Source organism: Nonomuraea sp. NPDC050310 (assembly GCF_040655795.1).
Taxonomy (GTDB): domain Bacteria; phylum Actinomycetota; class Actinomycetes; order Streptosporangiales; family Streptosporangiaceae; genus Nonomuraea.
This window is the reverse complement of record NZ_JBFAKP010000012.1, coordinates 14,096-38,639: the sequence shown is the minus strand read 5'-3', so window position 1 is coordinate 38,639 and position 24,544 is coordinate 14,096. Positions and strand designations below refer to the sequence as shown.

Sequence of the window (24,544 nt, the reverse complement as noted above, 5' to 3'; positions counted from 1 at the left end):
CCGCGGCTCAACCGCGTGCTCAGTAGGTCTTCTGCGTCTGGACGTTGAAGTCGTCCATCTTGACCTGCTTGGCCGGGTCGGTCAGCGGGTCGTCGATCTGGATGACGTCCAGGCCCTCCAGGATGTCGCTGGAGTAGATGTAGCCGTTGTAGTAGTACGCCGACCAGGAGCCCGCGATCGGCGTCCCGGCGGTGCTCGGCCCGCGGTCGAAGAAGCCGATCTCGCGCGGCGCGGCCGAGTCGGTGAAGTCCCAGATCGAGACGCCGCCCTGGTACCACCCCTGGACCATGATGTCCTTGCCCTTGACCGGGATCAGCGAGCCGTTGTGCGCCACGCAGTTCTCCCGTGCCGTCTGCTCGCGCGGCATCTTGAAGTAGCCGCGCCGCTCCAGCTTGCCGTTCACCACGTCGTAGATCGCGTTGGCGCCCTTGGTGGCCGGCGTCCTGGAGTCGCAGGTGGCCATCCCGCCGCCGCCGAGCTCGTCGCCGAAGACGACCTTGGTGCCGTCGTTGTTGAAGGTCGCCGAGTGCCACAGGTCGAAGTTCTCGGTGTCGCGGATCTGCTGCAGCACCTTGGGCTTGGCCGGGTCGGCGATGTCCAGCAGCACCCCGTCGCCGAAGCAGGCGGCCGCGGCGAGGTCCTTCTCCGGGAAGGCGGTGACGTCGTGGCAGCCGGTGAAGCCGCCGCTCTCCTGGCCGTCGGGGAAGATGTCCTCGCTGCTGGAGACCTTGGCCGAGCGCGGGTCCTGCAGCGGGATCGCCACCACCTGGATCATCCGGTGCGGCGGCGGGCAGGTCTTCACCGACGGGGCCGGGCCGGGGGAGGAGACGTAGACGTACAGCGTCTGGCCGTCCTTGCCCGGGACCATCGTGTGGGTGTGCGAACCGCACTTGGTGGCGACCGAGGAGATGTACTTCGGCTGCTTCTTGTCCGTGATGTCGAACAGCCGCAGCCCCTCCCACGCGTCGCCGTGCTTGGAGGTGCAGGTCTCGTCGGTGCGGGTCTCGTCCACCGACAGGATCAGCAGGTTCCCGTAGACCGACACGTCGTTCTGCTGGCCGGGGCACGAGACCGTGCTGACCACCTTCGGCTTGGCCGGGTCGGCGATGTCGACCACGCTGAAGCCGTCGAAGTTGCCCACGTAGGCGTAGTCGCCCTGGAAGGCCAGGTCGGAGTTCCAGGCCAGCGGCCCGTTGAGCGGCGCGGGCCGCGGCAGGTTGGCCACCAGCTTCACGTTCGGGCTGGTGGTGATCTCCTTGGCCGCCGGGGCGCTCGTCCCCGCCGACTGCGACTGGGCCTGCGGCTCGGCCGTGGGCGGATCGGACTCGCCCGGAGCGCAGGCGCTCAGCACGAGCAGCGCCGCGCAGACCGCGGCGGACACCTTGGTGAAGATCACCTGAGCTCCCCTTCGACGTGAGTGCAGCACTATGGAAGCTATGGCAGGAAGGTTCCAGACCGGTTGGGTAATTGTCACAGTTCTGCTGACAGTTGGCTGCACCGGGTGTGCCGAAGAGCCCACCGGCGTCGTCGGCACCGGCCCGCCGGTGATCGTCCCGGGGGCTCCGGGGTCGCCCGGCCGTACCGCCACCCCTGGTGAACGGCTCGCCAGCAGCCGCGAGCCGGTCGCCGCGGACGTGCGCTTCGCCGAGGGGATGATCCCGCATCACCGGCAGGCCCTCGACATGGCGGGGCTGGCTGCCGGCCGTACCGGATCGAAACCGGTGCGGGCCCTGGCCGAGCGCATCGCGCTCACCCAGGAGCCCGAGATCCGCCTGCTCACCGAGTGGCTGGCCGCCCTCGGGCGCGCCCCCGGCGCGCACGGGCACACCTCCGGCCAGGCGTACGGCATGGCGTCCGAGGAGCAGCTCGCCGCGTTGCGGGCGGCGCGGGGGCGGGAGTTCGACCGGTTGTTCGTCGAGCTCATGATCAAGCATCACGAGGGGGCCATGAAGATGGCCGAGGAGGAACTGGCCGCGGGCAACGACCACCGGATGCTCATGATGGCCCGCGACGTCTACACCGACCAGGGCATCGAGGTCGCGCGCATGCGAGCCCTGACATGACGACGGCGAGCCTCCCCGATGGGAGCCTCGCCGTGGTGCGTCTCAGCCGGTCAGGACGGCCAGAGCATGTTGGTCAGCTCGGCGTCCAGGTCCATGAAGTCGGTCTCCCGCCCCGCCGGGACCAGCTCGTAGGTGCGGTGCAGGAACTCCGTCAGCGGCGCCAGCGGCACCTCGAAGAGCGCCTGGCCGAACGGGGAGGTCAAACTGATGTGCAGGGTGCGCTCGCCGTCGGCGCGTGCGGGCCACACCTGCACGTCGCCGTCCCCGACGCGGCGCACGATCCCCACCGTGAGCAGTTCCCTGGCGAAGATCCACTCGACCGGTTCGTCGTTCCCCACGTGGAAGGCCATGCGAATGGCGTACGGGTCGTCGGCTGTGTAGCTCAGCCCGGCGAGCAGGGGGACGGTCGTCCGGTCGGGGACCACAAGCCGAAGGCCAAGCTCGGCGGAGACGGTGGTGCTGTTCATCGTCAGCCAAACCTTTTCGTCGTACGGTCCCCCAACGGGGCTTTCACTGCTCTGACGGACTTCGCCCTGAGCTATGACGCGGAACGAAGAAACCTGTAGGAAAGATTCCGCTTCCAGGGCCTTCTGTAACGCACATCACAGCAGGACATTTAGCCATCTACCTGGCGAAACATCCGCAAGCGGGCCATGTTTGCAAGGGTTTTGCGTCTTGCAGAGCTGGCCCCGACGGACCCTTCCGCATCTTCCGGGCGAAAGATCACGTTAGGTGCCTACCGGGACAGCACGATGCTATGCGACTCGCTGCCATGCTGGAGGCCAAGCGCCACATTGACCACGAAACCGCGTCCGTTTCGCGGGTGCGGCCGGAGTGCGGTATGGTTTTCCACGTCGGACCCACGCGGGACCGGCAGATCCCGGGCGATTAGCTCAGCGGGAGAGCGCTTCGTTCACACCGAAGAGGTCACTGGTTCGATCCCAGTATCGCCCACCCTGGTCAGAGGCCGTTTCCCACGATGTGGGGGACGGCCTTTCTGATCGTTAGGGGAGAATCCGGGGAGACAAGATCATCCTCGGGTCTCACCCCGCGCGGCGGATCGGGGTGACCGTCGCGGACGCCGTACCGGCACGCCACGGCTCCATCCACCGGTCGAGCAGCGGCACGGGGGAGCGCGGGTGGATCTGGAAGCGCTCCTGCACGGCCGACTCCCACAACCCCTCCAGCAGGTCGAGCAGATCGGTGACCATGCCCTCGGTGATGTGCCCGTAGAGCGCGCTCATCGAGGCGTCCTCGTGCCCCATCCTCGCCTTCTTCAGCGAGGACCTGATCCCGGCGTCGTCCATCCAGGTCTGGTGTCCGTGGCGCATGCCGTGGGGCGTGAGCCCGGGCACCAGCGGCAGCCACGTAGCGATCTGCCGGCTGGCGTCGTCGTCGCGGTCGAAGGACCATTGCCCGCGCCGGCGCGGCATCACGAACTCCTCCGGGATCGGCTCCCACGCCCACGCCATCTCCGGCGGCCGTGCCGCGTACGGCCAGGCGGGACGCAGTGGCCGCCCCGGGAACGGCATGGCGTCGCCCTGGTCGCCGCCGCCCACCTGGACGACCACCGGGCGCGGCGGCCGCGCCCGCCTCCCGGTCCTGGCCGGGTAGAACCCGTCCGCGGCCGGGCGCATGACGTCGCTGAAGTCGCCCCGCCCGTAGTGCGAGCCCGACGACGTCAGGAACAGCGCCCGGCGACCCGGGCACCACTCCACCGACTCCTCGCCGTCGACGGCCGGCAGGGCCTTGTCCCGGCCCGAGCAGCCGCACGCCCTGGCCCGCTTGGCGAGCTCGGTCAGGAGCGTGTGCAGGAACGGCGGCAGGTGGATCTTCCGGATGCTGCCGTCCTTCGGGTAGCCCCAGTAGAACCCCCCGAGCTCGTACAGCTTCCACTTCACGTGCAGCATCTGGCCGGGCAGGAGTGACTCCGGCCGCACCCCGAGCACCTCAGACCAGCGCATCCCGGTCCAGGCCTTCGTGACGAGCATCGCGAACACGTCCATGTCGCCGGCCAGAAGCGCGGCCCGCTCGGCCACGAGCAGCGCCTGCAGGGGAGTCGTCCAGGGCTTCTCTTCCTTGAGCGCCCGGGCCACGCGGCGCGTCGCCTTCTTGCCGGTGCCTCGCGGCCGCAACGCGGGGTTGAGCGGGATGTGCACGGGCACCGCGGCGTTGAGGATGGTGATGAGCAGGGACCGGCAGTCGTACGCCGTCCGTTCGGCGTAGTCGGCCCGCACGATGTTGCGTTCCCACGGGGCCATCTCCTGGGCGGTGATGCTGGCCAGCGTGCGATGGCCCCAGACGGGTATGAGGTGCCGTTCGAGCAGGATCAGGTACTTCCTCATGGTCGACGGCTCCAGGGCCAGGCCCGCGTACCAGATCGCCGCCCACTCCTCGAAGGTGATCTTCGGGGCCTTGGGGTCCAGCCACTTGCCGCGCTTGATCAGGGCGACCTGGTACCGGCCGAACTCGTCGGCCTCCTCCTCGCTGGCGAAGCGCTCGCCGTCGTCGTTGCGGGTGTAGGGGACGTACTTCTTCTTGTCGGAGGGGCTCTGCACGCGGACGCGCCAGAGCCCCCGGTGCAGCTCGACGTAGTAGGACATCGATCACTCTCCGGTCCGGAGTCGCGGGGGGTCAGAGCCAGGGGAGGGGGCGGTCAGGCCCAATTCTTACCTTGGGCTGGTAGTAGAAGCGGGTGATACCGGATCCCAGGTCTTCGATGTCGAGCTGCAGGTCGACCCGCATCAGGAGCGGGGGCAGGGGGACCACGATGCCCGCGGGCGTGATGGTCGGCTCGATCTCGCCATCGAGGTACTCGTCGATCACGAAGTGCACGCGTCCCCAGGGCTCCCCCAGCACACCCAGCGGACGAGGTTTCAGAGAGCTGGCGATCGTCGTGCTGGTGACGGACAGTCTGCGAACGAGGCGGCTATCGATCTGGTCGCGATCGACGTGCGCTTCTACGACACCGTCGTCGCGCACGTACGCCGCGGCGGACAGGCCGGCGGGCAGCGCAGAGCGAGGCCGCGGGACGTATAGGACAGAGTGCATTGAGGGCCCCCCGGTTGGGCGGTGGTGCTGTGGTACGGATGTACACAGTCAGGCGTGCGAACGCAGACACACCTGTTGGAGCTTGAACCGGGAGTGTTACACCGGGAGCCGCCCTCGTCACAGGGGGACGTCCTGGCCGAAATGGGCAAATCGGCCCTTAATGGTGCAACAGATAGCGAATTTGCACCTTAGGGATAGTAATGGTTAATAACTTTCTAACCTGAGTCCCCCTTGCGCACTCGGTCGAGATGCGCTGCGAACTCTTCAGCTTGGCGCTTGATCAGTTCCCGGTCCTCGTCCGAGAGGGTCTCGGGGATGCTCACCAGCATGTGCCCACGATCGACTTCCACTGGCAGGACGGTTGTGGGTGGCCGGGTCATGCGGGCAAGGACCTCTGCGGCATCACGCCGGCCCACCTCTTCAAGGTCCGCCGGCTTGAGGCCCACGACCTCGGCCATGTGCGCCAGCGTGGCCGCGGTGGTGACTACCGGCACGCGCCCGCCTTTGGCCCGAATCCTGTAGCCGCGTTCAACATGCCCCCAGGTGTCCGGGCTGACGCCCGCCCTCACCGCCGCCTCGGCGACGCTCAGTCGTGGGCGCATTGACGTTCGGGCGAGCTTGATCAGCGCCCCCTCGCCACCTGCCTCCAGTTCGCTCGCCATCGCGGCTGGTCCTCTCATCCGGTGCAGCGGAGTTCAGAGAAATACAGAGTAACGCCGCTGGTCAGTGGCATGAAGAGGCCATGGGTGGACATGATATTCCATCGTTTTCTCTGTCCTCACTTGTCTTTCTCTGGCCAACTCTGCAATTCTCTGTCCATGACCCGACATCAGACCTCAAGATCGAAGCGGCTCACACAGGATCCCCGAGCCATCACCCGCCGGCGTATAGCCGCCGGGTTATCAATCACAGCCCTTGCGCACAGGGCCGGGATCAGCATCGGCTTCCTCTGTCATATCGAGAAGGGCGAGAAGTCGGCGTCTGCGGAGACGCTCGGCAAGCTCTCGGCCGCCCTCGACTGCGAGATCACCGACCTAATGGCCGAGGAGCTCGTGGGATGAGCGCGCTGCCCGACGTCCCGCCGTACCGGTGCTACAGCAGCGAGGTGGCGGCCGAGCGGATCAACGGCGCGTTGCCTCCTGGCTCCACGCGGCTGGCGACGAAGTCGCTGCTGGATGCGGCGGCTCGGTCGGGCGCCTGGCACACCCGCCTCGGCAGGAGCATCGCCTGGACCGACGAGCAGCTCGGCGAGCTCATCAAGTCATGGCAGGTCAACGGCGAGGCGGGCGCGGAGGCGAAGGCCTCGCCCGCCACCAAGACCACGACGTCTGACCCCGCCGCGGCGATGCCGTACGGCAACATCCGCAAGCTCAAGTCGCGGCCCGGTTCCCGCTACGCGAACGCCCATGCCTGACCTGGAGACCACCATGCCCGCCGAGTCCCCGACCGTGGTCCGGATCCACAGCATGTCGACGCCGGACCCCGAGCTCTCGGTGATCACCGTCGTCGTCGACCCGGTGGAGAACCGCGTTGTCGTGCATGTCCCGGAGCAGGAGCAGATGCTCCAGATCACTGTGGCCGAGGCATGGGCTGTGTGGGCCACCCTGTCCGACGCGCTCGGCGCGGACGAGCAGCCGCCCGAGTGGGTTGCGGCCTTGTCCTCCGTGACGTACGGCACGCGGTCGTCCGAGGCGGACGAGCCGCCGTTCTAGCCCTGCCTGTCCTCCGAAGGGGCGCGCACTCTACACGCCCCCACCGACAGAAAAAGGCGGCCTCCCGCTCTCACCCGGGGACCGCCAAATCGAGAAGGAATCTCATGATCAACACTATCTACGTCGACTGGGTCCCGCAGCAGCGGACCGACCTGGAGCCCTCGCCCGCGCCCAAGAGCCCGCCCTGCGCGATGGCCATCGAGGAGGCTTGGGGCCGCTGGAGCGAGGCCCACCGGGTGCCGGCCGGTCAGCCGTGATCGCCCCGGAGTACCTGGAGTGGCGCGACCTCGGCCACGCGGGCGGCTGCACGCGGACCGGCTGGGAGGCGTCGACCAAGGCCGTCGACTTCCCGGGCGGCCGTCGCGAGTTCGCGGTCCGGCTGGTGTGCCCCAAGCCGAAGGGCTGCGGCATGTTCCACGAGTGGTCCGCGATCATCCCCCCGGGCGACGACAGCGAGGACTCGCGCACGGGGATGTCCATCGAGAGCGGTCCCGTGGAGTACATCGGGTACGGCACGGCGCCGATCAAGGCCGGGAGCGTGTGGCTCCACGCGGGGCCGCCCCGGCAGCGCGGCCGCCTGGGTGAGGACAACAGCCCGGAGTACTTCGTGGTCAGCGTCACCGCTGCCCGTCCGCGCACGATGGCCGACGCGCTCGGCGTCGTCGGGCCGGCCATCTCGCGGGGGCGGCAGGTCAAGGGCCGGTGGTTCGCCGGCGGCATCGTCGACCACGAGCGGTACGGCCCCAGCGCGTCCCCCATCCGCGACGACCTGGCCAGCCGTACGGCCGCCGTGCGCTGGGTCCTCGTAAACGCACAGACCAGGCAGGACACATGATCATCAGGACCGATGACGAGAAGCGAAGGTTGCAGGTGCTCGCAACCGAAAACCTGTTGCCCCTCCAAAGGCGACCCGATCTGCCCCTCATGATCTGGGAGATCGGTCACGTCTGGAAGCCGGTCGACGGTCACGACCCGGTCCTTGCCGGGCACCCCGACGATGATGGGCGCATCCCGCAACGGGAGACGTGGGCGGTCCGCGCGTGGGCGGCCGCGATGGGCCTGCCCTCTCCCGCCTGGGAGCTCGCTCAGAACTCGCACCATGGCGAGGGAGTGTTCCTAACGCGGGGCACTTACGAAGGCTCCCAGGTGTACCTCTCCGCCACTCTCGATGCCGAGCCTCGGAAGCCCCGCGCGGCCAGCCCGACCGTCTACCGCCGGCCTGACCACCAGTTCACGGCCCTGGCCGGCGGGGTCGAGGACCTGGAAGCGATCGGCATGTCCCAGCTGCTGGCGTGCGACGTCATCCCGGCCCGGTTGGTCGGCATCGACGAGTGGGGCCTGGCCGGGCTCGGGTTCGAGCTCGGCGACCTGGTCGACGGGGACCCGCTGTTTCGGTACGCGTGCCTGCCCGAGGGCTGGACCCGGAAGCCGTCCGACGGCCCTCGCACCGGCTACCTGGTCGACGAGCGCGGGCAGCGCCGGGCGGTGCTCTGGTACAAGGCCGCCCCGTACGACCGCCGGGCCACATTGACCCTGCTGGCATTCCCCGAGAGAGAGGCACTGTGAGCGTCGCAGAGAAGACCACCCGGCAGACCATGGGCAAAGCCGTGCCCGGACAGCTCATCGTGGGGCCGGACCGCACGCAGGCAAGCGTCGTCTTCGGCAACCCCGCCAACCCCGACGTCGTCCTCTGGTTCGACCGTCGTGACGATCTGCTCGCGCTCGTCAACGCGGCCAACAAGCAGCTCGCCCGGATGGACCTGGACGCCGAGCGCCGGGCCCAGCTGGCCCGCCCTGCCGGTCGCCATCACGGCGGACCAACCCAGGCCCCGGCCCCTTCTCCGGTCCGGCCGTTCGTCCCCGAGGCACCCGAAGTGCCTGCCCCGCCGGCGACCCCTGGCCGGGGTCCGGTGGTGCCGGGCCCTCCTCTGGCGGCGGTGCCCACCGGCGCGGCCGCCGCCCCCGAATTCTGGCCACTTCACTGGCCGCCGTCGGCCGCTGGCTCGCCGCTCGCTGGCAGTCGTTCCGAGCCGAGTCCGGCGACTTCGTCCACGTGACGTCCTGGACCTGACCAACCCGCTCGTGCTGGCCCACTTCCCCGGGCCAGCACGGCCGCGGCGGGCCGTCCCCGCCGCGCCCGCACCCAGCGAGCGCGCCACTGTCACCCGGTGAGCGCCGGCCGCACCGGCGCCCACCCGCACCACCCGGAGAGTGATCATGACCATCACCCATCCCGCGCCCACTCACCCGGGCCCGACTGTCACCGCCACGATCATCCGCTCGCCGCTCGACATCGAGCACGCCGTGGAGCTCGTGCAGTTCTTCCACCACGGCATGCCGCAGGGGATCCTCCCGCTGCCCCGAGTGGCCGCGCTGGAGCTTACGGCCCGCCTGGACGAGCCGCCGACGAACGAGCCGTACCTGACGGCCGACGTCGTCGCCGACGTCCTGGCCGCGTTCGACCCCAAGTTCGAGCACACCGTCGACCAGTGGACGCGAGAGCTCATCACGCTGATCATGTGCGCGTCCACGGAGCAGCGCCGCCAGATCAGCGGCGCGTACGCCGCCCTGGTCGCCGCGGTCTCCATCGGCGACGGCGAGGACGGCACCGGGCGATTGCGACGCCTGCACGAGGAGCTGCTCGCGCAGACCTCGGCCCGGCCGTGACTCCTGCCCAAATCTCCGCCCTGGCCAAGCAGGTCGACGCCCGCCGGCGCGCGCTGAAGCTGCCCAAGTGGAGGGTCTGCGTGACCCTCGACGTCAGCCGTTACACCTATGACCGCGCGCGGGCCGGGCACGCGAGCCGGAACCTGATCATCGGCATGCTCCTGTGGCTCGACGGCCATCCGGCCCCAGCGGAGAGCGCTCCTACCTGTAGAGAGGCAAGCACCACCATGGCGGCGCCGAGCCCCAGCGGGCTCCCCCCACACGCCCAGCCCCCGCGGGCGGGCACATGACCCTGACCGGAACGTTCGTCCTGGCCTACACCCACGCCAGCGACACCCTGGAGGCTCTGGCCAACGCTGCCCTGGGCACGGCGGCGCTCGGCCTGCTGCTGCGCTACCTCACGCGGCCGCCCGCACCGGGCGCCTGCCGCGAGAGCGTCGCCGAGTCGTACGGCGTGAGCATCGGCCAGATGCGCGCCGGCCACGCCGAGCTGGCGGCCTCGGGCCACCTGCTGCAGGCCCGCCGCTCGGTCGGCCAGGGGCGGTGGCAGCACCTGATCGTCGTCACCGACACCCCCGAGCGGCTGCCCGCGACGCACGAGGCGTGGGTCCTCCTGGACGCCTCGCTGGCCGCTGAGCAGGCCCACATCTCACCGGAAACCGCACATGTGACGACCTGCGACAACGCGGAAGAACCGCAGGTCGTGACATCTGCCGAAAAACCGCACATAGAACCAGTTACCCCCTTCTCCTGTGACCTTGACCCGTCCGGGGTGTCGGTGGTGGCCACCGTCCAGGAGCTGACCCGTCTCGCCGCCCTCCCGCCGTTGGAGGCACCGACGAACGAGCTGGCGGACATCTGGCTCACCCCGGGCCAGGTGCTCAGCCTGCTGCGCAAGTTCCCGGCCCGGTACGGAGATCTGGCCCTCGGGTTCCTGGCGAAGCGCTCGCTGCCGTGGTACCTGGCACCGCGCGTCGTGGCGCTGCTGGTCGCCGGTTACGACACCGGGCAGCTCGGCCGGGCGCTCGTCGGGATCGAGGAGGGTGGTCACCCCGTCGCGCTGGCCCGCTGGCGGCTGGACCGGCTCCTCCTGGAGCCCGAGCCGGACCAGGTCGCCTGGCGGCCGCCGAGCACGTTCGTACCCGTGCAGACGACCCCGCCGGATCCGGTGGCGGCGAGCGCCCGAGGCGCTGCGCTGGCCCGGGCCGGGCTGCGCGCGAGGGGCCTGCCCGCATGACCAGGTGCCCGCACAACCGCGCCGACCCCCGGATGTGCCCGGAATGCCGGGACATCCGGCTCGGCCTGCGCGCGGCCCCGGTCACGGCAGTGGCCCGGGCCATCGCCCGGCAGGCGACCGCCGATCAGGGCCTGGTCGCCCCGCCGGACCTCGACGTCATGCTCGCCGCGTCCGCAGACCTGCTGCAGGTCCTGGCCCGGGCCGGGTTCGTCGTCGTCCGGCAGCGCGACGCGCAGCACCTGGTGCACGTGGCCGAGGGGCTCACCGAGCTGCGCGCCGCGGTGCTCGTGCGGGTCAGCGACGCCCTGGCCGAGGCGCCGCGCCTGCAGCTGGTCAGCCGAAATGCCGTTCCGCCGGACGGATCTATGCACGATCATGAAACTGAGGGTCAACCCCCGTTGACCGATCCGAGTCCGGGATGACGCTGGAGGCCACCGTGATCCCCACCCGCCACGACCTCGAACCCTGCCCCCACGGATGCGGCGAGCCGGTGCTGTGGACCATGACCGAGCACGGCCGCCGGATGCCAGTCGACGCCCAGCCGGACGAGCTCGGCAACCAGGCCGTCACCCGCGACGGCACCGGCCGGTGGAAGTCCCGCTCGCTCAACGGCCGCGACGCCCGCCCGCCGGACCCGTGGGAGCACACCTACCGGCCGCACGTCGCCACCTGCACCGAGCCGCCGCCCCGGCAGCTCGCCCTCCCCGGCCTGCCCGGCCGGCCTCGTACCCGCCGGCGGGCGCCCGCCCGCCGCTACCCCGGATGGACAACACGATGACCGACACGCACGCCGAGCTCGCCGAACTGCCCGCGGCCCCGCTCGATTTCGACGCCTACCACGTGTTCGCCGAGGACCTCGTGCCCGGCCAACTCCCGCGGCTCACCCTGACGTGCCCGCCTGGCCACTGCCCGGACGACCACACCCACTGCCCCGTCGGCGACTGCGTGTACGACCTGATCCCGGCCGCCAAGCGGGGCTCGCACATCGCGCTCGGCACCCTGCTGGACCTCGCGATCAAGCACGATGTCGAGCGTCGCGGCGGAGTCGAGGGCGTCGGATGCGGAGTGGCCGACGCGGCCGGGGTCAGGGAGCTGCGCGTCCAGGTGGCCGAGCGCCTGGCCCAACTGCGCGCTGTGTGGTGCAACCGGCTGCAGGTGGCCGTCTGCGACCGTGACGCCTCCGACGGCGCCACCGCGGCGGCCGCGAGCGTCCGCGTCGACGTGCTTCGCCAGTGCATCGCCGATCTCGACGCGGCGCTCTGCCGTGGCTAGGCCGAAGGGCGCCCCCGGGAAGGACCGGCCGCTGCCGCCCTCGCCCCCTCGGCCAGGCCGAGAGCCGCTGTGCGTCTTCGGCGTCAACCTCAGCAGCGGGTGGAGGTGGTTCGAGCGGACCGGCTGGGAGCGCGTCTGCGACCGGCACCCGGGGAGAGCCAGAGACTATGTGCCCGACACCGCGGTGACCCTACGGCAGGATTCGGGGGCGGGGTTGTGACGACCGACGCCGACGCCATCTTCATCCTCGGGAACCGGGACCCTGACGCGCCGCCGAGCTGCCTCATCAGCTGGTGCGGTCAGGACTGGGTTGCCGACGTCAAGCACGTCAGATCGACCGCGCTCGATCTCATGACGTGCGCGGCTTACGCCGACATGCTTCTCCACCTGACGCTGCAGCTCGGCATCGACCCCAGCACCGCCGGCGGCTTCGCCGGCTCCCTGATCTACACCCAGACCGGCCGCCAGTCCTTCGGCAGCGCGCACACGATATCTCTGCTGCCCGTCGGCTCCACCCGGCAGCGGATGAGCGCGGTTCGCATCACCCGTGGCCGCCTCTCCGGCCTCGTGACCGCCGCCGAGGCCCGCGAGATGAGCCTGGTCTGGCTCTCGGCCGCCGAGGCTGCCGAGTCGGACCAGGTCGTCGCCGAGGCGCTGCGCGCGGTCGGGCGCCTCGACGAAGACCGTGTGGAGCAGGTGTTCACGTACATGCGGGAGCTGCGCTCCAGCGGAGAGGCTGATCATGACTGATGTGTCCCCTCGGCCCAAGGTTCGCAGGCGCCGCGGCTCGATCACGGCGGGTGTGCTGCTGATACTCGACGCCTTCCGCGTCGCGATCGTCGTCAGCTTCCAGGCAGGGGTCTACTGCGCGGCCGCCGGCGTGCTGCTCGTCTTCCTGGCGGTCCGTGACCGCCAGCTGGACGAGCAGCAGGCCCTTAACGACGAGCTAACCCACGCGCTCGAAAAGAGCCGCCAGCAGGCTGGGACGTGAAATCACGTCGTCCGAGGCTTGGGCCCGCGGGGGAGCGCCCCGACGCCCCGCGCTCGCAACTCCTTGCGGATGGTCACCGCGGTGACCGAGGAGCGTGCCGCGAGCGTGTCCGGCGTGTCGAGGCCCTTGCGGACGCGGTCGGCGCACGCTGCGAAGAAGGCGGCCTTGGCCGCGTCAAGCTGCCGGATCAGGTCCTGGACGGTCTGGTCGTGCTGGGGGATGGGGTCGCTGCTCATGCCATCTAATCTAGCGCAACGCCCTTACGAAAAATAGTAGCGAAAGCAGCTTGCGAAACCTGAGCTCGTGGGTCATACTTAATTCATAAGGGAGTTACGAAACAGGGAGACGAAATGAACATCCAGCAGATCACCGCCAACCTCACCGCCGCCCGCGCCGCCAACGACAACGCCGAGATCCGCCGCTGGGAGACCGCCTACATCCAGCTGATGGACCAGACCGAGGCCCGCCTCAACCGCCTCGCCGCCCAGTAGAGCCACCGGCCCGGGGGAAACCCCGGGCCACCGCACCACCCAGGAGCACGCCCTGAGCCCCACCACCGAGGGACACACCCCGTCGACCAGCCCGGCCTTCGAGGTCGCCCTCCTCGTCGACGAGCTCATGCCACTCCTGGAAGCCCTGTACGACCTGCTCCCGGAGCCCGTGGCCACCCCGGCCACGGGCTCCACCCACGCCGTCGTCATCGACTCCCCAGCCCCCTGGCACCCCGAGGCCGGCCCCGTCCTCTACCTGATCTCCGAGGAGGCGCGCCGCCTGGAAGCCAGCATGCGCCGCGACGTGACCGGCCGGCTCGGCGAGCGCCGCGGCGGCAGCGACCGCAACACCGTCGCCGCCCTCCGCGCGATCGAGCAGCTCGCCCACGCCGTCCCCGAGGAGCGCGCCCGGGCCGCCTGCCGCATCATCGCCCGCTGGATCCGCTCGGCCCGCCAGGTCGCCGACATCGGCCTCGAGGAGCGCGCCGTACCGCTCCCACGACTGCCCGGCCAGCTGCCCCCGCCCTGCCCGTACTGCGGCACCTACAGCCTGCGTGTCCTCGTAGGAGATGGCCGCATATGGTGCATCAATAGGACATGCGAGGACCAAAACGGGCACCGCCCGCGCGGCCATCTCGACCAGGGCCGACAGGAGGGCGGAATCACATGGGCCGACGGCCGGACGACGTACCGCAGAGACTGGGCGTGACCGGCTGGACCGCCCGAGAAGCCGCCGAACACCTCGACCCGCCCCTGACCGAGGACGAGGTACGAGCCCTCATCACGATCTTTCAGGTGCCAGCGATCGGCCAGCGCACCGGCGGCCGCGGACGCCCAGCCGACGAATACGCCCAGGACGCGATCCTGCACGCCCACGCCATCGTCATCGCCGCACGTCACGGCCACCTCGCCAGCCCCTACGTCACCCCTGGTTGACGAGCACCGCATTTTCTGGCCTAATTCTGTGCCAGCAGACCTATGCCGAGATTCGTCCGGAATCCGGTTCAGGTGGATGCGCCCGGCCGCGGGGGTCGGGGCCTGGGCAGTCTTTCGGAGGCCGCGACGTTCACCGGCGTCGCGGCCTCTCTGCATCTAGCCGTAGTAGTGCTTCGTCGTGATCTTCCGCCGGACCACCAGCCGATAGATCCACAGCGGCAACCACACGAACACGCCCCACAGGCCGCACGTGAAGATCGTCACCATCAGGTGAAAGCCGTGGCTCTTGCCCGACAGGCCGCGCTGCTTCTGCACGCTCCTCGACGGCATCGCCGCCTGCGGATACGGCTGCTGCGGATACGGCTGCTGCTGGGGGTAAGGCTGATGAGGCTGCTGCCCATAGTGGGGCTGCTGAGGGTCAGGATGCACACCGATCTCCTGATGCCGAAGGATCCCCCGATCCGCCGTCACCGTAACGGTCCAAAAGCGCCCCACGAGGCCGATGTGACCAACCCGGTATCAGGGAGCCACCCCATGCCGAAACGCGCCCCACGCCGCTGCACAGCGGCCGGCTGCCCCAACCACGCCACCGACGGCCGATGCCCCCAGCACCGACACCCGCCCCGCCGCACCCAGGGCAAGCCCCGACCCTCCTCCTACCAGCAGGGCTACGACGCGGCATGGGCCGAGCTCTCCAAGAGGATCCGCCGCCAGCGCCCCATCTGCGAGACGCCCCGCTGCAGCGAGCCCTCCAAGCACGTCGACCACATCGACGGCGACAACACCAACAACGAGGAGTGGAACCTGCAGGCGCTCTGCCACCCCTGCCACTCCCGCAAGACCGCCAAGCACGACGGAGGATTCGGCAACCCCAGGACGCCACGCTGAGGAACGATGGACGGATGAGCTCACTGATCGACTTCATCGACGCACGCCTCAACGAGGACGCACGCATAGCCCGCGCTGTTCCCGTGGCCAAAGGATGCGCACCACCCGCACACTGGAGCCCCGGCGCCGACCCGCACGGCGCGGAACAGTGGGTGATGGGGACCTTCCAGGACATCGACGCGCACACCCCCGAGGCGGCCGAGCACATCGCTCGGCACGACCCGGCACGTGTCATGCGCGAGGTCGAGGCCAAGCGCCGAACCCTCGGCCTGCACCGGAACTGCGGAAGCGGCTCTGGCTACTGCGATGAAGGCGGCCATGGCTGGAGCGCGGAAGCCGAGGGATTCGCGGGCTGCAGCGATCTGGTCGACCTAGCCTCGCCATACAGCGATCACCCCGACTTCAGGACCATCTGGCGCCTGGTCAACTAGCCCACCCCCACCGAGCACGTCGTTGACGTGCTGCTCGGCACCCGCCGATCATCACGCTTCGTGACCGCCGCCCCCGGGGGAGGGGCGGGTCGGATCTCTGCCGGGAGGGAGCCCGAACGCGCGGGGGGGAACCCGAAGAGAGCGTGACAGGTTTCGGGACCCGTTTTTCCGGATGATCTTGAGGGGGTGGTGACGGTGGGTAAGCGAGGCCCGGCGCCCAAACCGACGAACCTTCGGCTGCTCCACGGCGACCGCGCCGACCGGATCAACGACGCCGAGCCGGTGCCCGCGGCCGCCGACATCAAGATCCCGTCGTGGCTGCCGGTGACCGCCCGCGCAGTGTGGCGTCAGTACGCGCCCGACCTGCAGTCCAAGGGCGTCCTGACCGCGTGGGATGTGGAGGCGTTCGCGATCTTCTGCGACGCGGCCGCCCGCCGGCGCAAGGCGGTGAAGGAACTGCGCGAGCACGGCGAGGTCAACCGCATCCCGATCATGGACGCGATGGGGAACGTCGCCGGCTATCGGCTGCAGAAGAGCCCGTGGACGCTCGTGCTGAACGAGGCCGACGCCCAGGTGCAGCGGTACGGCGCCCGCTTCGGCCTCACCCCCAGCGATAGATCCCAGCTGCGCATCGGAGGGGGCGGGCACCGTGACCCGACGGAGGACCTCCTCACCTGACCGGGACCTGACGGATCACGACCGGCGCTGGCGGCCGGCCGACCGCAAGGGCCCGCCGTGCGGGTACACGCTGCGCGGCAAGACCTGCACCAAGAAGGGCGCGCACTACTGCGAGCCCCGGGCCGACCGGTTCGTGCTCTTCTGCGCGCAGCTGCTCGTCTTCACCAAGGGCCCGCACCGGCGCAAGCCGTTCATCCTGCGGTTCTGGCAGGAGCACGAGATCGCCCGCCCGCTGTTCGGCGAGGTCGTCTGGTCGGCCGAGTGGGAGCGGTACGTCCGCCGCTACCGGCTCGCGCACATCGTCGTCGCCCGCAAGAACGGCAAGAGCGAGATCGCCGCGGCGATCCTGCTCTACCTCCTGGTCGGCGACGACGAGGAGTTCGCCGAGGTGTACTCGGCCGCCGCCGACAAGGTCCAGGCGCGCAAGGTGTTCGAGCCCGCCGTCCGCATGGCCCAGCTGTCGCCGGCGCTGAGCAAGCGCCTCAAGCACCTGAAGGACCAGCAGCGCCTGGTCGACGAGAAGTCCCACAGCCACTACGAGACCATCACCGGCGACGCGGACAAGGAGCTCGGCCACAACCCCCACGGGTTCAACCTGGACGAGGTCCTCTCCCAGCCGGACGGCGCGCTGTGGAACGCGATGGTCACCGCGGCCGGCGCCCGCGAGCAGGAGCTGATGTTCACCACCACGACCGAGACGAACGACTCCGCGTCGTTCGGCGCGGCGATGATCGACGACGCCGAGCGCATCCAGGAGGACCCGGCCCGGGCGCCGCACGTGTTCACCTTCGTGCGGAAGTTCCCGCACACCAAGAAGCAACTGGAGCGGCTACAGCGCATCTTCGCCGGGCACCCCGACGTGCCCGTGTCCCTCGACCCGTACGACGAGCGGAACTGGAAGTGGCCGAACCCGGCGCTGGACGACTTCAAGAGCCGCGAGGCGATGCGCCGGCAGGCCGTCGACGCCCGGGCCTCGACCCGGGCCGAGAACGGCTTCCTGCAGTTCCAGCTGAACGTCCGGGTCCAGCAGGTGACCCGGTACATCTCCCTGGACGAGTGGGACGCCTGCACGGGCGAAGTCGCTCCGTCCTCGGAGTGGATCCTGCCGAAGATCGACGGCCGCAAGTGCTGGGGCGGCCTCGACCTGTCCAGCAAGCTGGACCTCACCGCCTGGTGCCTGCACTTCGACAACGGGTGGACCTGGTGGCGGTTCTGGTGCCCGGAGTCGGTGGCGCCGATCCTGGACGACCACACCGGCGGCAAGTTCAGCGAGTGGGTGCGCGACGGCTGGATCACCCTGACCGACGGCGACACGATCGACTACGACGCGATCTACGACGCGATCGAGGAAGACCACAACCGCTTCCGCATCGTCGACGTCACCTACGACAAGTGGTCCGGTGAGCCGGTACGGCAGGAGATCGTCAAGCGCACCAACCTGACCATGTTCGAGTCGAACACCACCTACGAGCGGATGACCGACCCCATGAAGGAGCTCGCCCGTCTGCTGAAGAAGCACGACGGCGAGCTGCTGCACGGTGGCCACCCGGTCGCCCGGTGGATGGCCGACTCGCTGGAGGCCAAGAGCCCGGCCGACGACCCCGAGCGGCTGCGGCCGGTGAAGCCGAACCGGGACAAGGTCGGCAAGCGGATCGACGGCATGATCACGCTGCTGTACGGCATCGACGGCCGCCGCCGCGGTGCCGAGTCCGAATCCGTGTACGAGTCGCGCGGCCTGACCGTGCTGTGAGGAGGTGGGCCATGCTGAAGCGGCTACGCCAGGTCGTCGCGGGTGTCGACGCCCTGGACGCTCTCGGGGTGTGGGCGGTGCTGGCCATCTCCGTGGGCCTGGCCCTCGTGGCCGGCGTCGGCGTGGCCCTCATCGTGCACGGCGCGCTCGTGCTCGCCGGCGTGCTCTGGGCGGCCGCGGCCGCCGAGCGCGGCGCCGTGGCCGCGGCCGCCCAGCAGCCGGGCCGCTGACGTGGGCCTGATCCGCAGCGCGGTGCGCGCTGCCGTGATGCCCTCTTCGGGCCCGGCCACCCCGGAACGGTGGGTCGAGGAGTGGTTCTCCGGAGGGTCGGCGAGCTCGGCCGGCGTGTGGGTCAGCGAGGAGACCGCGCTGCACTACGCGCCGTACTTCGCCGGCGTGCGGGTGATCGCCGAGGACGTGGCCTCGCTGCCGCTCATCACCTACGAGCGGCTGGCCAGGGGCAAGCGGCGCGCGAGCGAGCACCCGCTGTACCCGCTGCTGCACGACCAGCCCAACCCCTACATGACGTCCGTCGGGCTGCGCGAGACGCTGCAGGGGCACGTGATCACGTGGGGCGACGGCTACGCCTACATCATCCGCAACAACGCCGGCGACGTCGTCGAACTGTGGCCGCTGCGTCCCGACCGCATGCACCCGGAGTTCACCCCGAGCGACCGGCCCGGCAAGGGCAAGCTGATGTACCGCTACGACGACCCGGTCAACGGCATCAAGGCGATGCTCCACCCGGACGAGGTCCTGCACATCAAGGGACTGGGCGGCGACGGCATCCGCGGCTACTCCGTGATCGGCATGGCTCGCCAGTCGCTCGGCCTGGGCGTCGCCGCCGAGGTGTTCGGCGCCCGCCTGTTCTCCAACGGCGCCCGCCCGGGCGGTGTGCTCAAGCACCCCGGCCGCCTATCCGAGGGCGCGTCCAAGCGGCTGAAGGACGACTGGGAGACCATGCACCGCGGCCTGGACCAGGCGCACCGCGTGGCCATCTTGGAGGAGGGCCTGGAGTGGCAGGCCCTCGGCATCCCGCCGGACGACGCCCAGTTCCTGGAGACCCGCAAGTTCCAGGTCACCGAGATGGCGCGCTGGCTACGGCTCCCGCCGCACAAGCTCGCCGACCTCGAGCGCGCGACGTTCTCCAACATCGAGCACCAGGCGATCGACTACGTGACGAGCGCGCTGCGGATCTGGCTGGTCCGCTGGGAGCAGGCGATCGGGCTGAGGCTCCTCACCGATACCGAGCGGCCGACGTACTTCGCCGAGCACCTGGTCGACGCGCTCCTGCGCGGCGACACCAAGAGCCGGTATGAGGCCTACGCGATCGCCCGGAACTGGGGATGGGCGTCGGCCGACGACATCCGGGAGCTGGAGAACCAGAACCCGCTGCCCGACGGCCGCGGGGAGGTGTATCTCGTGCCGCTCAACATGAAGCCCGCCCCCACCCCGGAGGAGGCGGCCACACCGCCGCCCGCGCCGGCACCGCCGGCACCGGAACCCGACGAGGACCCGGACGGCGACCCGGACGACGGCGACCCGGAGGAGGATCCGCGACGGCTGCGCGGGGCCCGCGGTATCGAGGCCCGCCGCGAGATCGCCGCGGTGTATGCCGCCCGCCTGCTCGACGTGGACCGCGAGCTCGCCGAGATGGAGCAGACCAAGGTCGGCGCGCTCGTCCAGGCCCTCGCGGACGGCGGATCGATGAGCACGTTCCTCGCCGAGCTGGAGGAGCTCTACGAAGGCGAGATCCGGCAGGCGACGATCGACGCCTGGCTGCCGATCTTCCTGGAGTTCGCCGCGGCGATCGCCGAGGACGCTGCCGCCGACGTCGGCGCCGAGGTCCCGGACCTGGACACGTGGGTGCACGCCTACGTCGCCTCGCACGTCGGCTACCGGATCGCCTCCGAGCTCGGCCAGCTGACCGGCCTGGCCGGCCTGGCCGACGCGGCGGCCGCGCTCGCCGAGCGGCTGCAGGCGTGGGTGGAGGGCCGGCCCGAGCGCATCGCGCGCTGGCAGGCAGCCCAGCTGCCCAACGCCGTGGCGCGCGAGGTATGGAAGGTCGCCGGCGTCACCTCGCTGAAGTGGCTCACGTTCGGCTCGGACGACTGCCCGTTCTGCAGCGCCCTCGATGGCGAGGTGGTCGGCATCGATGAGGCGTTCGCCGTCGCCGGCAGCTCGCTCGGCCTCGGCGAGCAGATGAAGATCAGCCGGACCGTGCAGCACCCGCCGCTGCACCCCGGCTGCGACTGCCAGATCCAGCCCGCATAGGAGATGCCGTGTCACTGTCACACGCCAAAATCCCTCTTCGGATCCGCGTCGGTGACAGCTCCGAGGAGCTGGTCGTCGCCGACGTCATGTTGCCCGTCCAGATGACCCTGGTCGACGGCATGCTCACGGCCCGCATGGATCCTGCCGCCTACCGCGACGCCATCGTCCAGGCCTTGCGTGACACCGCCGACCACATCGCAGAGTCTTCGGTCGAAATGGAGGGGATGTCATGAGCACGCGTCACCTTCGCGGGTACGGCTACGCCGAGATCGACGCCCGGGCCGCCGAGGGCGGGCCGATCCCGTTCACGGCCGCCACGGCGGGCATCAAGGCCGACGGCCTGAACCTGCAGATGGACCGCCTGGACCTGGCGCGGTACCTGGCCAACCCGGTCGTCATGTACGACCACACCTACTGGGGCCGCGACTCGCTGCCGATCGGCCGGGCGGTCGAGGTGACCGTCGACGGCGACCGGCTGCGCACCCCGCTGGACTTCGACCTGGAGGACGACTTCGCCGCCAAGGTCGACCGGAAGATCCGCAAGGGCTACCTCAACGCCGTCAGCATCGGGTTCGGCGCGTACGGCATCGATGAGCAGGGCGTCCCGGAACGCTGGGAGCTGTACGAGATCAGCGTCGTGCCGCTGCCGCTCGACCCCGACGCGATCGCCGACCCCGACCGGTCCATGGCCCTGGCCCGGGCGCTGATCGGCGGCAGCCGTACCGAGGCCGTCGACCAGCAGGCGGTACGGCAGGCGATCGAGTCCCTGCAGGGGCTCCTCCCGCCGGCGGCCGCGCCGCCGGCCGCCAAGTCGGCGGCCGCCGACCGAGCCCGCCGGCTACGGGCGCTGGAAGCGTCCCTCTAACACCACGTCGTCTCCGCCCCAGGACACCGGTCCTGCGCTGGCGGCTGCCCGAAAACACAGATCAGGAGGCAAGGGTGGACGTCAACGCCCTCAAGCAGGAGCGCGCCCGGCTAGCCAAGCAGGCGCGCGACATCATGAACGTCGCCGAGGCGGCGAGCCGGGGCATGACCGGCGAGGAGGAGACCGAGTTCGACCGGCTCATGGAGCAGGCCGACCGGGTGGAGCGGACCATCGAGCGGGAGGAGCAGCTGCGCGAGCAGGAGAAGCGCATCGCCGACCGCAACCCGCCGAAGAAGGACCCGGCCCCGGGCGTCGGCGACGACGTCGCACGGGCCGAGGCCGCCTGGCGGACGTTCCTGCGCGACGGCCGAGCCGGCCTGAACGCCGAGCAGGTCCGCGCCCTCAACATGGGGTCCGACCCCGAGGGCGGCTACCTGGTCGCCCCGCAGCACTGGGTCGAGCAGCTCATCAAGAACATCGACGACGCGGTCCCGCTGCGCGGCCTGGCCACCGTGATGACCCTCACCCAGGGCGAGAGCCTAGGCGTGCCGACCCTGGACACCGACCTGGCCGACGCCGACTGGACGTCCGAGCTCGGCACCGGCAACCAGGACGACTCGCTGCGGTTCGGCGCCCGCGAGCTCCGCCCGCACCCGCTGGCCAAGCGCGTCAAGATCTCCCGCACGCTGCTGCGCCGCGCGGCGATGAACCCCGAGACGATCGTCCGCGAGCGGATGGCGTACAAGTTCGGGGTCACCACCGAGAAGGCGTTCATGACCGGCGACGGCAACCAGAAGCCGCTCGGCCTGTTCACCGCCTCCAGCCAGGGCATCTCGACCGCGCGTGACCGCGACATCAAGATCAGCGGCTCGGGGTTCGACTCCACCAACGGCGCGTCCGCGGACGACCTGATCGACATCAAGTTCGCGCTCAAGGCCGCCTACCACCCGCGCGCACGCTGGCTGTTCCACCGGACCGTGTTGGCCGAGATCCGCAAGCTGAAGACCACCGACAACCAGTACATCTGGCAGGCGGGTCTCGCGGGCGACCGGCCCGACACCATCCTCGACATCCCCTACGTGCTGTCGGAGTGGGCGCCGGCCGCCATCGCCGACGAGGCGTACGTCGGCATGCTCGGCGACTTCTCCAACTACTGGATCGTCGACACCCTCGCGTTCGACGTTCAGCGCCTGGTCGAGCTCTACGCCGAGAGCAACCAGATCGGCTTCATCGGCCGCCAGGAGATCGACGCCATGCCGGTCCTGGAGGAGGCCTTCATCCGCATCCAGGCCGAGGCCAACTGATCGGCCACCCCACCATCCGAGCCACACAGGAAGGCTGATCATGTCCAGGCAGGACCTGAAGAGCAACATCTCCGTCGCCCGCACGCTGGCCCCCGCCAGCCAGGCCGACCCGGCCCTCCCGGTCAACGGGACCGGCGTCGACCTGTCGGGGTTCGACTCCGCCCTGGTCGTCATCAACGCCGGCGTCATCGCCGGCGCCAGCGCCAGTCTCACGTTCGAGGTGCAGGAGAGCGACGACAACAGCTCGTTCACCGCGGTCGCGAACAGCGACCTCGACGGCACCGAGCCCGTGATCGCCGCGGCGAACGATGACCAGGTGCACCTCATCGGATACCGCGGCACCAAGCGCTACATCCGGGTCGCGATCACCGCCAAGGCCGGCACCACGCCCACCATGCCGTGCGACGCCACCGTGCTGCGCTCGCGCGGCCGTCGCAAGCCGTACTAGCCGACCCCGGCCCGGCCCGGGTCACCCCACGCCCGGGCCGGGCCGGCCACCACGGAGGAGAGATCCATGGAAGTCGAGATGGTCACGCTGTACGCCGACCATGAGCGCAGCGTCCAGCCCGGGCAGCGGGCGAAGTTCACCCCGGAGAAGGCCGAGGCGCTCATCGCCGGCGGGTTCGCCAAGGAGGTCGTCTCCGGTGAGGAGCGGCACGCCCGCCGCTCGGAGGCCGACAAGACACGCAGGCGGACCACGGGCAAGACGCCCGCCAAGGCCCAGGCCGAGACACCCGAGAAGTCGGCGGACGGCCAGGGCGGCGGGCCCGAGACGCCGCCGAGCTGATGCCGTACGCGACGCCGGAGCAGCTGGCCGTCCTGATGGGCCGCGGTGACGTCCCGTTCACCGCGGCCGAGCAGGCCCGCGCCGAGCTCGTGCTCACCCTGGCCAGCGGCGTGATCGACGGCGAGACCGGCCAGCCGCTCGACCTGGCCACCACGACCGTGGAACTCGACGGCAACGGCACGCAGCTGCTTCTCCTGCCGCGCTGGCCGGTCACCGCGGTCACCGACGTGAGCGTGGTCGACGACATCGACCAGGCGCCAGCGGACCTGGTCGAGAACGTGGACTACCGCTGGTCGCGACACGGGCGGCTGCGGCGGCTGCGCTGCCGCTGGCCGTGCATCGAGCGCGCGATCACCGCCACGGTCACCGCCGGCTGGGACCCGATCCCCGACGAGGTCCGGGCGATCTGTCTGCGCCTGGCCCAGGCCGGGTGGGACAACGCGGCCGGGCTGGAATCCGAGCGGCTGGGCGACTGGTCCGTCAAGTACGCGGTGCCCGGCATGAACCCCACCACCAGCGAGCGTTCCGCACTCGGTCTCTACCGGGCACGTCCTTGAGAGCTACGGAGTAGATCCGCCAAGCCCGCGCGGCGTGCCCGGCGTGCCTGGCACGTTCGGCGGAGCTGCCATCGCCTTGGTGTAGGCCTTCGCCAGGTGCTCCATCTCGTAGACGATGCGCAGCAACTGCTCCGTGAAGCCCAGCGTCATCTCCGCCCGCTTCTTGTCTGGGGTCGGCAGCTCGTGGTTCGCCTCGTTTCCGTGCAGCCGGATCTTGTCCACCCATGTCTTCATGGGTGGCGTGATGTACCCCTGGGTCTCCAGAGCGCTCAGGTAGTGGGCGAAGGTCTTGCCGGCTGGCTCGCCCTTATCGACGGCCACGTACATGAGGATCTTGCGGCACATGATCTCCGACGCCGTGTAGCAGCCCGCACCGAGGCTGGAACGCGCTTCTCCCCAGGCGTCGTCGACGGACCGGGGGAGTCCCTGGAGGCTTGAGCCGGGGGAACTACCAGGGACGATCACAAGGGAGACGGAGAAGCCAGGGCTGTACACCCCTCTTGCGTGGGCCACCATGCCCATGTGGCAGACCGTGCAGCGGAGCCACCACACCCTAGGCATCTGGGTCTGACGAGCCGGCGCGGCCGCGA

General features: G+C 70.1%; 38 protein-coding genes and 1 tRNA gene. 31 read left to right on the top strand and 8 right to left on the bottom strand.

Annotated features, from left to right (window positions below):
* Positions 1 to 19: 19 nt before the first annotated feature.
* A complete protein-coding gene (locus tag AB0I67_RS25745; RefSeq protein WP_357928012.1) occupies positions 20 to 1,396 on the bottom strand; it encodes a beta-propeller domain-containing protein in 1,377 nt (458 codons plus the stop codon).
* A gap of 40 nt (positions 1,397 to 1,436) precedes the next feature.
* Between AB0I67_RS25745 and AB0I67_RS25740 the strand changes: the two genes are divergently transcribed.
* Positions 1,437 to 2,063, top strand: a complete 627-nt coding sequence (locus AB0I67_RS25740) for a DUF305 domain-containing protein (RefSeq protein ID WP_357928010.1) — start codon at positions 1,437 to 1,439, stop codon at positions 2,061 to 2,063.
* 50 nt (positions 2,064 to 2,113) lie between these two features.
* Here the strand turns inward: AB0I67_RS25740 and AB0I67_RS25735 are convergent, their stop codons facing one another.
* Positions 2,114 to 2,530 carry an SsgA family sporulation/cell division regulator gene (locus AB0I67_RS25735; protein WP_181613788.1) on the bottom strand — a complete coding sequence of 139 codons (417 nt, stop codon included), beginning with the start codon at positions 2,528 to 2,530 and terminating at the stop codon, positions 2,114 to 2,116.
* Positions 2,531 to 2,945: 415 nt separating this feature from the next.
* On the opposite strand from AB0I67_RS25735, the gene AB0I67_RS25730 reads away from it, so the two are divergent.
* Positions 2,946 to 3,017 (top strand) — tRNA-Val (locus AB0I67_RS25730).
* An 89-nt stretch (positions 3,018 to 3,106) separates the two neighbouring features.
* Here the strand turns inward: AB0I67_RS25730 and AB0I67_RS25725 are convergent.
* From AB0I67_RS25725 to AB0I67_RS25715, 3 genes are all read right to left on the bottom strand, one after another.
* Positions 3,107 to 4,666 (bottom strand): hypothetical protein, encoded by a 1,560-nt coding sequence (locus AB0I67_RS25725; RefSeq protein WP_357928008.1) that lies wholly within the window; start codon positions 4,664 to 4,666, stop codon positions 3,107 to 3,109.
* 31 nt (positions 4,667 to 4,697) lie between these two features.
* Complete coding sequence (locus AB0I67_RS25720) at positions 4,698 to 5,045, bottom strand: hypothetical protein (protein ID WP_357928006.1); 348 nt, start codon at positions 5,043 to 5,045, stop codon at positions 4,698 to 4,700.
* A 284-nt stretch (positions 5,046 to 5,329) separates the two neighbouring features.
* On the bottom strand, positions 5,330 to 5,776 hold the full coding sequence (locus AB0I67_RS25715; RefSeq protein ID WP_357928004.1) for a helix-turn-helix transcriptional regulator: 447 nt from the start codon (positions 5,774 to 5,776) through the stop codon (positions 5,330 to 5,332).
* A 156-nt stretch (positions 5,777 to 5,932) separates the two neighbouring features.
* Here AB0I67_RS25715 and AB0I67_RS25710 point away from each other — a divergent pair, with 156 nt between their 5' ends.
* From AB0I67_RS25710 to AB0I67_RS25645, 14 genes are all read left to right on the top strand, one after another.
* The gene (locus AB0I67_RS25710; protein ID WP_357928002.1) at positions 5,933 to 6,175 is read left to right on the top strand and encodes a helix-turn-helix transcriptional regulator; all 243 of its coding nucleotides are present in this window, start codon (positions 5,933 to 5,935) and stop codon (positions 6,173 to 6,175) included.
* Positions 6,172 to 6,528: a hypothetical protein gene (locus AB0I67_RS25705; protein WP_357928000.1), complete on the top strand. Its 357-nt coding sequence runs from the start codon at positions 6,172 to 6,174 to the stop codon at positions 6,526 to 6,528. Before AB0I67_RS25710 ends, AB0I67_RS25705 begins: the two co-directional genes overlap by 4 nt.
* On the top strand, positions 6,521 to 6,826 hold the full coding sequence (locus AB0I67_RS25700) for a hypothetical protein (protein WP_357927998.1): 306 nt from the start codon (positions 6,521 to 6,523) through the stop codon (positions 6,824 to 6,826). The genes AB0I67_RS25705 and AB0I67_RS25700 overlap by 8 nt, the downstream gene beginning before the upstream one ends.
* A 104-nt stretch (positions 6,827 to 6,930) precedes the next feature.
* Entirely contained in the window at positions 6,931 to 7,083 is a 153-nt protein-coding gene (locus AB0I67_RS25695) for a hypothetical protein (RefSeq protein WP_357927997.1), read from the top strand.
* Positions 7,080 to 7,661, top strand: coding sequence for a hypothetical protein (locus AB0I67_RS25690; RefSeq protein WP_357927996.1), 582 nt, complete (start codon positions 7,080 to 7,082; stop codon positions 7,659 to 7,661). Before AB0I67_RS25695 ends, AB0I67_RS25690 begins: the two co-directional genes overlap by 4 nt.
* Positions 7,658 to 8,392: a hypothetical protein gene (locus AB0I67_RS25685; protein ID WP_357927995.1), complete on the top strand. Its 735-nt coding sequence runs from the start codon at positions 7,658 to 7,660 to the stop codon at positions 8,390 to 8,392. Before AB0I67_RS25690 ends, AB0I67_RS25685 begins: the two co-directional genes overlap by 4 nt.
* The gene (locus tag AB0I67_RS25680; RefSeq protein WP_357927993.1) at positions 8,389 to 8,883 is read left to right on the top strand and encodes a hypothetical protein; all 495 of its coding nucleotides are present in this window, start codon (positions 8,389 to 8,391) and stop codon (positions 8,881 to 8,883) included. Before AB0I67_RS25685 ends, AB0I67_RS25680 begins: the two co-directional genes overlap by 4 nt.
* Before the next feature lie 160 nt (positions 8,884 to 9,043).
* Positions 9,044 to 9,493, top strand: coding sequence for a hypothetical protein (locus tag AB0I67_RS25675; protein WP_357927992.1), 450 nt, complete (start codon positions 9,044 to 9,046; stop codon positions 9,491 to 9,493).
* A 286-nt stretch (positions 9,494 to 9,779) separates the two neighbouring features.
* Positions 9,780 to 10,730: a hypothetical protein gene (locus tag AB0I67_RS25670; RefSeq protein WP_357927990.1), complete on the top strand. Its 951-nt coding sequence runs from the start codon at positions 9,780 to 9,782 to the stop codon at positions 10,728 to 10,730.
* On the top strand, positions 10,727 to 11,152 hold the full coding sequence (locus tag AB0I67_RS25665; protein WP_357927989.1) for a hypothetical protein: 426 nt from the start codon (positions 10,727 to 10,729) through the stop codon (positions 11,150 to 11,152). Before AB0I67_RS25670 ends, AB0I67_RS25665 begins: the two co-directional genes overlap by 4 nt.
* A 14-nt stretch (positions 11,153 to 11,166) precedes the next feature.
* Positions 11,167 to 11,508 carry a hypothetical protein gene (locus AB0I67_RS25660; protein WP_357927987.1) on the top strand — a complete coding sequence of 114 codons (342 nt, stop codon included), beginning with the start codon at positions 11,167 to 11,169 and terminating at the stop codon, positions 11,506 to 11,508.
* Entirely contained in the window at positions 11,505 to 12,002 is a 498-nt protein-coding gene (locus AB0I67_RS25655; protein WP_357927986.1) for a hypothetical protein, read from the top strand. The genes AB0I67_RS25660 and AB0I67_RS25655 overlap by 4 nt, the downstream gene beginning before the upstream one ends.
* A gap of 216 nt (positions 12,003 to 12,218) precedes the next feature.
* On the top strand, positions 12,219 to 12,752 hold the full coding sequence (locus AB0I67_RS25650; RefSeq protein ID WP_357927985.1) for a hypothetical protein: 534 nt from the start codon (positions 12,219 to 12,221) through the stop codon (positions 12,750 to 12,752).
* Positions 12,745 to 12,993, top strand: a complete 249-nt coding sequence (locus AB0I67_RS25645) for a hypothetical protein (protein ID WP_357927983.1) — start codon at positions 12,745 to 12,747, stop codon at positions 12,991 to 12,993. Before AB0I67_RS25650 ends, AB0I67_RS25645 begins: the two co-directional genes overlap by 8 nt.
* A gap of 2 nt (positions 12,994 to 12,995) precedes the next feature.
* On the opposite strand, the gene AB0I67_RS25640 is transcribed toward AB0I67_RS25645, so the two are convergent.
* Entirely contained in the window at positions 12,996 to 13,229 is a 234-nt protein-coding gene (locus AB0I67_RS25640; protein WP_357927981.1) for a hypothetical protein, read from the bottom strand.
* Between the two features lie 114 nt (positions 13,230 to 13,343).
* Between AB0I67_RS25640 and AB0I67_RS25635 the strand changes: the two genes are divergently transcribed.
* From AB0I67_RS25635 to AB0I67_RS25625, 3 genes are all read left to right on the top strand, one after another.
* Positions 13,344 to 13,484: a hypothetical protein gene (locus AB0I67_RS25635; RefSeq protein ID WP_357927980.1), complete on the top strand. Its 141-nt coding sequence runs from the start codon at positions 13,344 to 13,346 to the stop codon at positions 13,482 to 13,484.
* Between the two features lie 127 nt (positions 13,485 to 13,611).
* Positions 13,612 to 14,193 carry a hypothetical protein gene (locus AB0I67_RS25630; protein ID WP_357927979.1) on the top strand — a complete coding sequence of 194 codons (582 nt, stop codon included), beginning with the start codon at positions 13,612 to 13,614 and terminating at the stop codon, positions 14,191 to 14,193.
* Complete coding sequence (locus tag AB0I67_RS25625; protein WP_357927977.1) at positions 14,190 to 14,420, top strand: hypothetical protein; 231 nt, start codon at positions 14,190 to 14,192, stop codon at positions 14,418 to 14,420. The genes AB0I67_RS25630 and AB0I67_RS25625 overlap by 4 nt, the downstream gene beginning before the upstream one ends.
* Before the next feature lie 156 nt (positions 14,421 to 14,576).
* Here the strand turns inward: AB0I67_RS25625 and AB0I67_RS25620 are convergent, their stop codons facing one another.
* Positions 14,577 to 14,891 carry a hypothetical protein gene (locus AB0I67_RS25620; RefSeq protein ID WP_357927976.1) on the bottom strand — a complete coding sequence of 105 codons (315 nt, stop codon included), beginning with the start codon at positions 14,889 to 14,891 and terminating at the stop codon, positions 14,577 to 14,579.
* Between the two features lie 63 nt (positions 14,892 to 14,954).
* Here AB0I67_RS25620 and AB0I67_RS25615 point away from each other — a divergent pair, with 63 nt between their 5' ends.
* From AB0I67_RS25615 to AB0I67_RS25560, 12 genes are all read left to right on the top strand, one after another.
* Positions 14,955 to 15,308 (top strand): HNH endonuclease signature motif containing protein, encoded by a 354-nt coding sequence (locus tag AB0I67_RS25615; RefSeq protein ID WP_357927975.1) that lies wholly within the window; start codon positions 14,955 to 14,957, stop codon positions 15,306 to 15,308.
* 14 nt (positions 15,309 to 15,322) lie between these two features.
* Positions 15,323 to 15,739: a DUF6221 family protein gene (locus tag AB0I67_RS25610; RefSeq protein WP_357927973.1), complete on the top strand. Its 417-nt coding sequence runs from the start codon at positions 15,323 to 15,325 to the stop codon at positions 15,737 to 15,739.
* A gap of 195 nt (positions 15,740 to 15,934) precedes the next feature.
* Positions 15,935 to 16,417 carry a phage terminase small subunit P27 family gene (locus AB0I67_RS25605; protein WP_357927971.1) on the top strand — a complete coding sequence of 161 codons (483 nt, stop codon included), beginning with the start codon at positions 15,935 to 15,937 and terminating at the stop codon, positions 16,415 to 16,417.
* Positions 16,389 to 18,167: a terminase TerL endonuclease subunit gene (locus AB0I67_RS25600; protein WP_357927969.1), complete on the top strand. Its 1,779-nt coding sequence runs from the start codon at positions 16,389 to 16,391 to the stop codon at positions 18,165 to 18,167. Before AB0I67_RS25605 ends, AB0I67_RS25600 begins: the two co-directional genes overlap by 29 nt.
* Before the next feature lie 11 nt (positions 18,168 to 18,178).
* Positions 18,179 to 18,397, top strand: coding sequence for a hypothetical protein (locus AB0I67_RS25595; protein ID WP_357927967.1), 219 nt, complete (start codon positions 18,179 to 18,181; stop codon positions 18,395 to 18,397).
* A gap of 37 nt (positions 18,398 to 18,434) precedes the next feature.
* The gene (locus AB0I67_RS25590; RefSeq protein ID WP_357928365.1) at positions 18,435 to 20,441 is read left to right on the top strand and encodes a phage portal protein; all 2,007 of its coding nucleotides are present in this window, start codon (positions 18,435 to 18,437) and stop codon (positions 20,439 to 20,441) included.
* Positions 20,442 to 20,449: 8 nt separating this feature from the next.
* Positions 20,450 to 20,674 (top strand): hypothetical protein, encoded by a 225-nt coding sequence (locus tag AB0I67_RS25585; RefSeq protein WP_357927965.1) that lies wholly within the window; start codon positions 20,450 to 20,452, stop codon positions 20,672 to 20,674.
* Positions 20,671 to 21,306, top strand: a complete 636-nt coding sequence (locus AB0I67_RS25580; RefSeq protein WP_357927964.1) for an HK97 family phage prohead protease — start codon at positions 20,671 to 20,673, stop codon at positions 21,304 to 21,306. The genes AB0I67_RS25585 and AB0I67_RS25580 overlap by 4 nt, the downstream gene beginning before the upstream one ends.
* 74 nt (positions 21,307 to 21,380) lie before the next feature.
* On the top strand, positions 21,381 to 22,610 hold the full coding sequence (locus AB0I67_RS25575; protein ID WP_357927963.1) for a phage major capsid protein: 1,230 nt from the start codon (positions 21,381 to 21,383) through the stop codon (positions 22,608 to 22,610).
* A gap of 40 nt (positions 22,611 to 22,650) precedes the next feature.
* On the top strand, positions 22,651 to 23,058 hold the full coding sequence (locus AB0I67_RS25570; protein WP_357927962.1) for a hypothetical protein: 408 nt from the start codon (positions 22,651 to 22,653) through the stop codon (positions 23,056 to 23,058).
* Positions 23,059 to 23,124: 66 nt separating this feature from the next.
* On the top strand, positions 23,125 to 23,397 hold the full coding sequence (locus AB0I67_RS25565; protein ID WP_357927960.1) for a hypothetical protein: 273 nt from the start codon (positions 23,125 to 23,127) through the stop codon (positions 23,395 to 23,397).
* Positions 23,397 to 23,954 carry a hypothetical protein gene (locus AB0I67_RS25560; RefSeq protein WP_357927959.1) on the top strand — a complete coding sequence of 186 codons (558 nt, stop codon included), beginning with the start codon at positions 23,397 to 23,399 and terminating at the stop codon, positions 23,952 to 23,954. Before AB0I67_RS25565 ends, AB0I67_RS25560 begins: the two co-directional genes overlap by 1 nt.
* A gap of 3 nt (positions 23,955 to 23,957) precedes the next feature.
* Here AB0I67_RS25560 and AB0I67_RS25555 read toward each other — a convergent pair whose 3' ends face one another.
* Positions 23,958 to 24,470, bottom strand: coding sequence for a DUF4145 domain-containing protein (locus AB0I67_RS25555; RefSeq protein WP_357928362.1), 513 nt, complete (start codon positions 24,468 to 24,470; stop codon positions 23,958 to 23,960).
* Between the last annotated feature and the right edge of the window lie 74 nt (positions 24,471 to 24,544).